This is a genomic window from Thermococcus sp. ES12, assembly GCF_012027515.1.
Taxonomy (GTDB): Archaea; Methanobacteriota_B; Thermococci; order Thermococcales; family Thermococcaceae; genus Thermococcus; species Thermococcus barossii.
Window position 1 is genome coordinate 62,516 of the sequence record NZ_SNUP01000001.1, and the last position, 8,842, is coordinate 71,357.

At 52.8% G+C, this 8,842-nt stretch carries 13 protein-coding genes and 2 tRNA genes; 7 read left to right on the forward strand and 8 right to left on the reverse strand.

Annotated elements, in window-relative coordinates:
* Positions 1–17 precede the first annotated feature (17 nt).
* Positions 18–105: transfer RNA gene (locus E3E37_RS00415), tRNA-Leu, on the forward strand.
* Positions 106–162: 57 nt separating this feature from the next.
* Positions 163–321, forward strand: coding sequence for a 50S ribosomal protein L40e (locus tag E3E37_RS00420; RefSeq protein WP_012571071.1), 159 nt, complete (start codon positions 163–165; stop codon positions 319–321).
* Positions 322–390: 69 nt separating this feature from the next.
* Here the strand turns inward: E3E37_RS00420 and E3E37_RS00425 are convergent, their stop codons facing one another.
* Positions 391–717: a PadR family transcriptional regulator gene (locus tag E3E37_RS00425; protein WP_167714384.1), complete on the reverse strand. Its 327-nt coding sequence runs from the start codon at positions 715–717 to the stop codon at positions 391–393.
* A gap of 111 nt (positions 718–828) precedes the next feature.
* Between E3E37_RS00425 and E3E37_RS00430 the strand changes: the two genes are divergently transcribed.
* Together E3E37_RS00430 and E3E37_RS00435 are read left to right on the forward strand one after the other, a co-directional pair.
* On the forward strand, positions 829–1,128 hold the full coding sequence (locus E3E37_RS00430; protein WP_088864104.1) for an FUN14 domain-containing protein: 300 nt from the start codon (positions 829–831) through the stop codon (positions 1,126–1,128).
* Positions 1,129–1,152: 24 nt separating this feature from the next.
* A complete protein-coding gene (locus tag E3E37_RS00435; protein ID WP_167714385.1) occupies positions 1,153–2,475 on the forward strand; it encodes a lipopolysaccharide biosynthesis protein in 1,323 nt (440 codons plus the stop codon).
* On the opposite strand, the gene E3E37_RS00440 is transcribed toward E3E37_RS00435, so the two are convergent.
* Both E3E37_RS00440 and E3E37_RS00445 read right to left on the reverse strand, forming a co-directional pair.
* Positions 2,447–3,202: a metallophosphoesterase gene (locus E3E37_RS00440; protein ID WP_167714386.1), complete on the reverse strand. Its 756-nt coding sequence runs from the start codon at positions 3,200–3,202 to the stop codon at positions 2,447–2,449. The genes E3E37_RS00435 and E3E37_RS00440 overlap by 29 nt on opposite strands.
* Positions 3,203–3,451: 249 nt before the next feature.
* Positions 3,452–3,529, reverse strand: a tRNA-Arg gene (locus E3E37_RS00445).
* A gap of 67 nt (positions 3,530–3,596) precedes the next feature.
* Here E3E37_RS00445 and E3E37_RS00450 point away from each other — a divergent pair.
* Positions 3,597–4,049, forward strand: a complete 453-nt coding sequence (locus E3E37_RS00450) for an Lrp/AsnC family transcriptional regulator (RefSeq protein WP_198362198.1) — start codon at positions 3,597–3,599, stop codon at positions 4,047–4,049.
* Here E3E37_RS00450 and E3E37_RS00455 read toward each other — a convergent pair.
* The 5 genes from E3E37_RS00455 to E3E37_RS00475 are packed head-to-tail and all read right to left on the reverse strand — an operon-like array spanning position 4,035 to position 7,225.
* Positions 4,035–4,361, reverse strand: a complete 327-nt coding sequence (locus E3E37_RS00455) for a hypothetical protein (protein ID WP_167714387.1) — start codon at positions 4,359–4,361, stop codon at positions 4,035–4,037. The two genes, E3E37_RS00450 and E3E37_RS00455, sit on opposite strands and share 15 nt — an antisense overlap.
* A gap of 5 nt (positions 4,362–4,366) precedes the next feature.
* Positions 4,367–5,083 carry a phosphoribosyltransferase family protein gene (locus E3E37_RS00460; RefSeq protein ID WP_088864108.1) on the reverse strand — a complete coding sequence of 239 codons (717 nt, stop codon included), beginning with the start codon at positions 5,081–5,083 and terminating at the stop codon, positions 4,367–4,369.
* 54 nt (positions 5,084–5,137) lie between these two features.
* Entirely contained in the window at positions 5,138–5,638 is a 501-nt protein-coding gene (locus tag E3E37_RS00465) for a YkgJ family cysteine cluster protein (protein WP_167714388.1), read from the reverse strand.
* A 4-nt stretch (positions 5,639–5,642) separates the two neighbouring features.
* Positions 5,643–5,882, reverse strand: a complete 240-nt coding sequence (locus E3E37_RS00470) for an Lrp/AsnC family transcriptional regulator (protein WP_088864110.1) — start codon at positions 5,880–5,882, stop codon at positions 5,643–5,645.
* Positions 5,879–7,225, reverse strand: a complete 1,347-nt coding sequence (locus tag E3E37_RS00475; RefSeq protein WP_088864111.1) for a signal recognition particle protein Srp54 — start codon at positions 7,223–7,225, stop codon at positions 5,879–5,881. Before E3E37_RS00475 ends, E3E37_RS00470 begins: the two co-directional genes overlap by 4 nt.
* A 412-nt stretch (positions 7,226–7,637) precedes the next feature.
* Here E3E37_RS00475 and E3E37_RS00480 point away from each other — a divergent pair, with 412 nt between their 5' ends.
* Together E3E37_RS00480 and E3E37_RS00485 are read left to right on the forward strand one after the other, a co-directional pair.
* On the forward strand, positions 7,638–8,492 hold the full coding sequence (locus E3E37_RS00480) for a damage-control phosphatase (protein WP_167714389.1): 855 nt from the start codon (positions 7,638–7,640) through the stop codon (positions 8,490–8,492).
* A gap of 82 nt (positions 8,493–8,574) precedes the next feature.
* The gene (locus tag E3E37_RS00485) at positions 8,575–8,784 is read left to right on the forward strand and encodes a hypothetical protein (RefSeq protein WP_088179890.1); all 210 of its coding nucleotides are present in this window, start codon (positions 8,575–8,577) and stop codon (positions 8,782–8,784) included.
* Positions 8,785–8,842: the final 58 nt, after the last annotated feature.

Below are 8,842 nucleotides of genomic sequence, written 5' to 3' on the forward strand. Positions count from 1 at the left end.
GCTTTACACTCCCTCGCGCGGGGGTGCCCGAGCCTGGCCAAAGGGGGCGGACTTAAGATCCGCTGCCGCAGGGCTGCGCGGGTTCGAATCCCGTCCCCCGCACCAAAGCTTTAAAAGTCCGTTGCGGTAGGTGTGTTGGATTAAGATCATGGGGTGATCACGATGGCGAGATTCCCAGAGGCTGAGGCCAGAATCTTTAGGAAGTATATCTGCATGCGCTGCGGCGCTACCAACCCGTGGAAGGCCAAGAAGTGCAGGAAGTGCGGCTACAAGGGTCTCCGTCCGAAGGCGAGAGAGCCGCGCGGTGGAATGGGACGCTGAGGGCCCTGGCCCTCAAAGGTTTCTCTTTTGCACTTTTCTACGCACTGTAAAACCAAAAACTTCTGGAATTCACTCCTTGAGTTTCGAGAGCATGTTCTCAAGAAAGGCTATGCCCTCTTTGAAGAGCTTCTCGCCTTCGGGGGTGAGTCTGTAGTACTTCCTCGACGGCTTTCCGGTTTCGCTTTCCTGCCACTCCGCGGTAACGTAGCCCTCCTTCTCCAGCTTGTAGAGAACGACGTAAGAGCTAACAGTTGCTGGCTCAAAGTTGAAGGCTTCCCTTATCCTCTCCTTGAGCTCGTACGCGTACATGGGCCTCTCCTTTAGGAGCCTAAGGATGTAGAGCCACAGAACCTCCTTCGTTATCTTGTTCTTGAGCCTCTCCATTGGGGTCGTCATGTTCTCACACCTACTTTTATGCTTTGCAAATATTTTGGAACCGTATAATTTAAACGTTTTGGCAAAAACGTTTTATCCTCGGGCAGGCTAGTATCCTACAGGTGAGCATGCATGGAGTTCGATGTAAGTGCCATGATGGGCGACATGGGCGTGGGTGCAGTGGTTGGCTTCGTAACGGGCTACGCTGTCAAGAAAGTGATGAAACTGGCGCTGGCACTGATAGGGGCATACGTGGTTAGCCTTCTGTGGCTTGAGCAGAAAGGGGTCCTTATAATCGACAAGGACAAGCTCTTTAACCTTGCCGGCGAGTGGACCCATGAAATCCTGACCCTGGGGGAGAAGGTAATGGCGCTCCTTCCCGGAACGGCCGCTTTCCTCGGCGGCTTTGCCCTCGGCTTCCACAAAGGTTAAATTTTCCCCTTTCCTTCTCCATCCATGGGCTATGAGCGCCGGATCATTCTGCGCCATTCACTTGCATCGGTGATTGCCCTTGGCCTCACTGGGTTAACCCGGTTTCTGTACAGCGCGATAATTGCGAGGCGCTTCGGTCTTGAGGAGCTGGGGATGGCCAACTCCCTGATTTCGAAGGCCTTCTTTGCGGCGATACCCCTGAGCTTTTTCGCCATTGCCCTGGGTAAATACGCTTCCGAGTTCCTTGGCAGCGGCAAAACGGACTCGATACGCTCCATGACCATTCCTGCGTTTCTTCTCCCTCTGGCGGGACTCCTTCTCCTCCCGCTGAACCTCTACCTCGGAATCCTCGCAATCCTCCGGGGAGTTCAGCTGACCCTCAGGAGCTTCCTCTACGGCATTCACAGGGGGGAACACTACGCGTACATAATAACATTGGCTTTCTTGGGTTTCCTTGTGGGTTTCATACTGCCCAACGTCTTTGCCCCGTACCTGCTCTTTCTGGGTCTGATAGCGGTTTTCTCTGCGGTTTATCTGGTGAGGTTTGGCCTGATCGGAAAGCCAAGGAAAAGCGAGATTCACCTGCTCCTTTCGTATTCGTCCTTTGCGTTTCTGGGCACTCTCTCGGGCGTCTTCCTGATACAGGGGCCGTACTTTATGAGTGAATACCTCGCGGGCCCAGAGGTTGCGGGGGTTGTTTCGGCCATCCTATCTGCCGCCTTCCTGCTGACGTACCTGCCCCAGGTTCTCCAGTCCGCCATAATGCCCCTGTTCTCGTACAAGTATGGCAGACGCGAGAACGAATACGTCAAGTTCCTTGCCGAGAGGACAACCGCCCTGCTGGTACTCGTGACGGGCTCTATCATCTTCGTCTTGATGCTCCTTGGCAGGGAGATTCTCTCGGCGGTGTTCGGCTTCGATGTGGGCCCGGCATTTTATCTCGCCCTCATTGCGATGGAAGTCTACATAGCCTACAACCCGAGCATAGTTGCCCTCAACTCGACAGCCTACGTTAAAAAAGGAACCATCGTGGCGCTTCTCGGAGCCTTTGCGGTTTTTCTCTCATGGCTGTACCTCATCCCGACTTCTGGTGCCGTGGGTGTAATGATTGGCCTTATCATCGGCTATGGCTCCATACTCCTCGGCGTTGCTTATTATGCCAGGGGCTACCTGAAGATATCCCCTCGCATATACGTTCCCCTGCTCGTGGCGCTCTTCCTTCAGTCTCTGATGTTTTTCTCAAAGTACGCCTTAATTCTCGGCTTCATCGGCTTCCTTGCCTACGAAAGGAAGGAAATAGCTGAGGGGATAAAACTTCTCAAATCCTTCCGTGGTAGAGAACCTTAACCAGCTCCTCTGGGAGACCCTCGCGGCGGATTCTCTCTTCAATCAGTCTTTTGTCGTACTCGACCTCTATGAACTTGGTGTGGAGTGTATCAACGTCCACGAGAGCGAACGTGGCCCTGTGCTCCCTTCCGGGTGGAAACCCTATGCTTCCAGGGCAGACGACCCTTCCGTAGCGGGTCATGGCATTGACTGGGTACCTTGGTGATGCCACGAAGAGTATCTCGTAGTCTTTCACGGGACGCATTATGGTCTCGTAGTAGCTGGTTGGTTGCTCTGGAAGGACTTTTCCTCCAAACGGGTCCAGCGGGCTTCCATAGACGCCGAAGATGTCGTTCTTTCCAATCCTGTCGACTAAGTATATCGGCAGGTCCCTTATGAACTCTCTGCCATCGTGACCCAGCGCCTCCCACGTGTACTTCAGTGCCCTCTTAACGTACTCTGGATAGTCCGTTTTCTCTATGTAGTCAGGTCCTTCGGCGTGGGGATCGCTTGCGGCTATGACCTGGTCGAACTCACCCCGGATGACGCTGACCCTGTTGTTCCTTATGAGGTCATCCAGGGTGTCCAGAACCTCTTGAGGATAGGGGAACAGGCCAACAACGTTTCCAAGGATGTAGTACTTTTCGATTTCGTAGCCCTCTTCTCTGAGAGTCTCTATCTTTTCAAGGGCCTTTGCGAGGGCTGGAAGGTTTCCGTTAACATTCGCCAGAACCGCGACGTACACCATCCTCCCACCTCCCAATTTTTCTTACCTAAATTAACTAAAAGTTCGGGATATTTAAACGTTTCGGAAAATCTCATGGAAGGGCACCAGCTTTGTGCGGGGCTTAACGCCATTGTGAGCCGTGTTCCCGGAGAACACAGAAACTGCCGGTTCCACGGAAAGGTGCTCGAAGGGTGAAGGGTGTGTTTAATCATCAGAAACAGCCTGCCAAGAACTTTATGTTGGATTACAATTTCACAATCGGAGTTTCGATGGCGGACCGGCGGGGATTTGAACCCCGGACCTGCGGCTTAGGAGGCCGCCGCCCTATCCTAGCTAGGCTACCGGTCCACTGCCCGCTATTCCCTCCAAGGGAAGGGTATTTAAAGTTTACGGTGTATTCTCCCCGGTGGTGAGAATGGTGGACGAGCTGGACCTTAGGATACTCTCTCTGCTTCAGGAGAACGCCAGGCTCTCCTATCGCGAGATAGCCCGTGAACTGAAGGTTGCCGTGGGAACCGTGTACAACCGCATTAAAAGGATGGAAGAGGAGGGAATAATCAAGGGCTTTGCGCCGATTCTTGATTATGAGAAGCTTGGTTTTGGGCTGACCACGGTTATCGGGGTAAAAGCACAGGGGAGGAAGATAGTTGAGATAGAGCGGGAAATAGCCCAGAGCGACCGGGTGATTATGGTTTACGACATAACCGGGGAGTTTGACATAGTAGTTGTTGCCAAGTTCAAGGACCGGGCCGACATGAACCGCTTCGTCAAGTGGCTCCTCTCGCTGGAGGGCGTGGAAAAAACGAACACCAGCGTGGCGATGCAGGTTGTGAAGGAGGATCTACGGCTTAAACTAACGGAGGACTAAAACCTCGTCCAAAAAACGCTTTGCGAAGTCGTCAAAGCTCTCAACCGGGAGCCTTACCTCCCTTCCGTTCACCTTTCCCTCAAAGATGAGCATCTTGGCGGTAATCTCTCGTATCTTTTTGAAGTCCGAGTTCTCGGCTATCGTGTCCTCGATGGTTCTGGTGAACTCCTCCTCGCTTGCCAGCCTGACGATTCCCTCTATCACTATCTCCCTGCCGCACTCCTCCTCGGTACAGCGGAATTTGAAGGGGAGGCCGAGTTCGACCTCCACGGGTATCGTGAGACCGTCGACGTTGTAGATGAACACCTTCATCCCTATCACTCCAGCCGGATAAGGCTCTCGACCGGGATGCTGTATTCCTTCTTCAGGTGGTCTATGACATCGCCGACGCTTATCAGGAAGAACATGCCGACGGGTTTTGCCCCTGCTTTTCTGCACATCTCAAGGAGGGCCCTTTGGGTTTCCCCGCTCCTGATAACGTCGTCAACGATAAGGACGTTTTCGCCCTTTTTGAGAGCCCACTGTGGCAGGTAGAGCGTTGTCACGCTTCCAGAGGCACTCGGAACGTAGCTGACCTCGTAGAACTTCTCGACCCCGACCTCCTTCTTCTTCTTGGCGTAGACAACGTCAACGTTGAGTTCCCTGGCCACGTGGACACCGAGCGCTATTCCGTCGGTGGCCGCTGTGAGGACCTTGTCCACGTTCTTGTCCATGTACCTGCTCGCAACGTCCTCCGCTATGAGGCTCATCAAAGCCGTGTCGCTGAGGACGGGCATGTTGTCGAAGAACCCGTACTCGTCGAATTTTATCCTCTTCCTAACCTCTTCCTCTATGTTGATGTAGGGGAGCAGCAGTTCGAGGAGTTCCTTGGTTCTCTCCGCACTCGGCAGGACCTTCCCCCTAACGTACCTGTTGAGCACCGTGATGGGAAGGCCGGTTATCTTGGAGAGCTCCTCGTAGGTGTACGTCTTCTTGAGCAGTCTGAGCACCCTGACCAGTCTGAGCTTTTCCTGAACGGACTTTAGCTGACTCATTCTCTCACCTCCGGTGGCCAGAAATTAACAAGAAAATGTATAAATATGTTTCGGTTACTCCCGGCTCTTCACAACTTTCCTGCGGTACTCTTCCAGGACGTCGCCATATTCCCGCAGGATGAAATCCTTCGTTATCGGCTCTCCCTCGGGATGGTCGAGACCCGGGCAGAAGGAGTCCATCTTGACGTAAATTTCCATGGTCTTTCCCTGCTTCACGAAGACGAAGGGGTACAGCCTGCATGCCAGGGGCCTCTTCTCGTATATCCTGCATCTTTTGGTCTCGGGGTCGAGAAAAACGCATCCCCCGTCGAAGGGACGCTTCTTAAGGGCGTAGCTCAGGAACTTATCCCCCCGATAGAACATCTTTTCATAATCAACGAATTCCCATGCGTTGTAGCCGAGTTCCTCTATCCTCGCTATATCCTCATCCCTGACGGGTATCTCCAGCTCATAGCAGCATTTTCCGCAGTTTTCGATGCATTTAAATTTAAAAGAGGGGTCGTGCTCAACTTCGAGGGTGTCGAGGTGAATCCTGGCGACCCACCTCTTCTCCAAACCTTCACCCCCTGTACGAGCTGGCTATGAGTGTCTCGGTCATCTCTATGTTGCTTATCTTCCTCAGAACCTCATCGTGGAACCTGTCGAGCTCGTGGATGTTCTCAACCTCCACCCGGATTATGATGTCGTACTCCCCGTAGACGCGGTATATCTCCTTTACCTTCTCTTCCTTGGCCAGAGCGTTGTACACCTTCTCCTCGTTTCCCGGCTTAACAACCACCAACACGAAGGCCTCTATCATAAGCCAAACCCCCCAAAGTTGAATTTCCTTGCCATCTTAGAAAGCTTTCTCTTGTCCATACTCTTGAACATCTTCTTCATCTGGTTGTACTGGTGGAGCAGTTCCCTGACCTCCTGGGTGCTCGTCCCAGAGCCCCTGGCTATGCGTTTTATCCTCGAGTAGTTGATTATCTCTGGGTGCTCCAGCTCCTCCTCAGTCATCGAGTCCATTATTATCCTGTACCTCTTCAGCTTCTCCTCTCCGACTTTAACTGCATCGTCCGGAAGGGAGTAGCCCATTCCGGGAATCATCTGGAGAACCTGCTTGAGCGGCCCCATCTTCTGCATCGCTTCGAGCTGGGCGTACATGTCCTTGAGGTTGAACTTGCCCTTGAGGAACTTTTCCAGGTCCTCCTCCTTGAACTCCTGTTCCTTCTGGAGCTCCTCAAGCTTCTGGAGGAGCCCCTCTATGTCGCCCATGCCGAGGAGCCGCGAAACAAAGCGCTTCGGGTCGAAGGGCTCCAGGTCGTCTATTCTCTCTCCGACGCCGATGAACTTTATCGGCGCGCCCGTGGCAGCGACGGCCGAGAGAGCGCCTCCACCCTTGGCGGAGCCATCGAGCTTGGTAACTATTATCGAGCCTATGGGTGTTGCCTCCTTGAACGCCAAGGCCTGATTGTGGGCCTGCTGGCCGATGGTTCCGTCTATAACGAGAATGACCTCGTGCGGCTTTATCGCCTCGCTTATCTGCTTCATCTCCTCGATGAGGCCCTTCTCCTCCTTGTGCCTTCCCGCGGAGTCGACGATGATGACATCAACACCCTTGGATTTGAAGTATTCAACGCCCTCACGGGCAAGCTTTACGGCGTCCTTTTCCTCCGGATCACCGAAAACCTCTATCCCAAAGGGCTCAACGAGCTGTTTTAGCTGGTAATACGCACCCGGACGCCACGTGTCCGAGCAGACGAGGCCGACCTTGTAGCCCCTCTTCTGAAGGTGCCTCGCCAGCTTCGCCACGCTCGTCGTCTTACCGGAGCCCTGAATACCAACGGTCAGCAGTATGGTTGGCTTCTCCTTTATTTCGAGGGGCTTTGCCTCGGTTCCGAGGAACTTGGTGAGCTCTTCATAAACTATCTGGATTATATGCTCCTTCTTTGAGGCCCCTGCAGGGGGTTCCTCCTCAAGTGCCCTCCTTTCTATGGTCTTGGTCAGCTGGAGAACCAGTCTGACGTTGACGTCCGCCTGGATGAGCGCCCTCTGGATGTCTCTCACGACCTCCTTGATGGTGGCCTCGTCAACGGTGCTCGAACGGGCGAGCTTTCTGAGGGCCGTGTTGAGTGCCTTCCCAAGCTTCTCTAGAGCCATTTTCTCCCACCGTAGTGATGGAGTCTCCAAAGTTTATAAACGGTTGGGTTTTAATCCCGTGTTCAAATGTATGCTTTTGAAATGAAAACTGTTATTGGAGCACTTTGAATTGTCGATTTGTGTGCATTTCATGACAAAAACCTTCATCGCTGTTTTTCCGGGAGAGTAAAGGCCTTCTGTAGGCATAGATGAGATTTTGCGGGCTGACAAAGCTTTTAAGCAGTGAAATCGGCTAAATTTCCCTGGAAAAATCAGAGGGGTGAGAAAATGGAGTGGATGACCGTTCTCTACGGGTACATGGTCGAGGTGGGAATGAAGAGGAGGAAGAAACCCATTCCCGAGGAGCTTGAGTACGTCGAGATGCTGAGGGCTTGATTTATAAGGCTCTTTTCTATTCCCTCTGGGTGGTCCCATGAAAATCCACTACGAGTGCATAGCATGTGCGGTCAATCAGGCTCAGAAGATAGTCGAGATGGGCACAGAGGATGTGGTTCAGAGAAAAAAGGCGATGCTCTTTATCGCTAAGAAACTGGGAGAATTTTTTAATGAGGACTCGGTCCCAGCGACGGACGGGGGAAGACTGTTCCTGGAGCTCTATGAGTTCCTCCGGAACGATGACCCGTTCGAGGAGTATAAGAGACTCTCCACCGAGCTCGCCAGGGACGTGGTGAGCGATATGGGCCGTGTCAATGACCTGAAAACGGCCCTCAAACTCGCGATAGCGGGAAACTTGATAGACTTCGCCGTTGGCTACGACCCGAGGAAGGCGGAGGAGGACATGCTCAGGCTCACCTCCGGAGAACTTTACATTGACCACAGCAGCGAGCTTTTCTCTGAACTTGAAAATGCCAGATCACTCCTCTATCTCGTTGACAACTGCGGCGAGATATACTTCGACAGGATGTTTATAGAACGCATCCGCGAGGAGTTCCCGGGCCTTAAGGTGTACGTCGCCGCCAAGGAAGGGCCGATAATCAACGATGCCACGGTGGAAGACCTCCGCGAGGCGGGGTTCGATGAAATCGCGGAGGTGGTTTCCACAGGTTCCAGGTTGCCCGGGACGCCCCTGGAGTATGCATCGCCCGGATTTTTGAGGCTCTTTGAAAGGGTGGACGTGGTAATAGCGAAGGGACAGGCCAATTTTGAGACTCTGAGCGACCTGAAAGACCCGAGAATCTTTTTCCTGCTCAAGGCGAAGTGCACTCCCATATCGAGGGAACTGGGGGTTCCAAAGGGTTCCTTGGTTTGCGTAAGGGGAAGGTATTAGACGATTGCCGATATTATCTTTGACGAATGTCTATAGGAAAGCTTTTTATATTTTGAAGTAGTAGATAGTAGTGGTGATACCGATGACAACCGTTATTAGACGTGATGCGGAAAGGTTTTTGAGGGAGCTTAGGGCCCATTACGGCGATGTCTGGAGGATGCCCACCAGTAAGTATCTGTCCAAGCCGGATTTCGTTGTTGTTGACCCCAAGAGCGGTAGAAAGACCAAGGTAAGCTTTGTCTCCCTTGACGACGGAGAGGTCGTCGGCGTGGTTTACGACGAGCTCGGCTGAACTTTCGTTTTTTGACTAACCTTTTGCGTTCTGTTTTAGGTGTTGGAAATAATTAAAT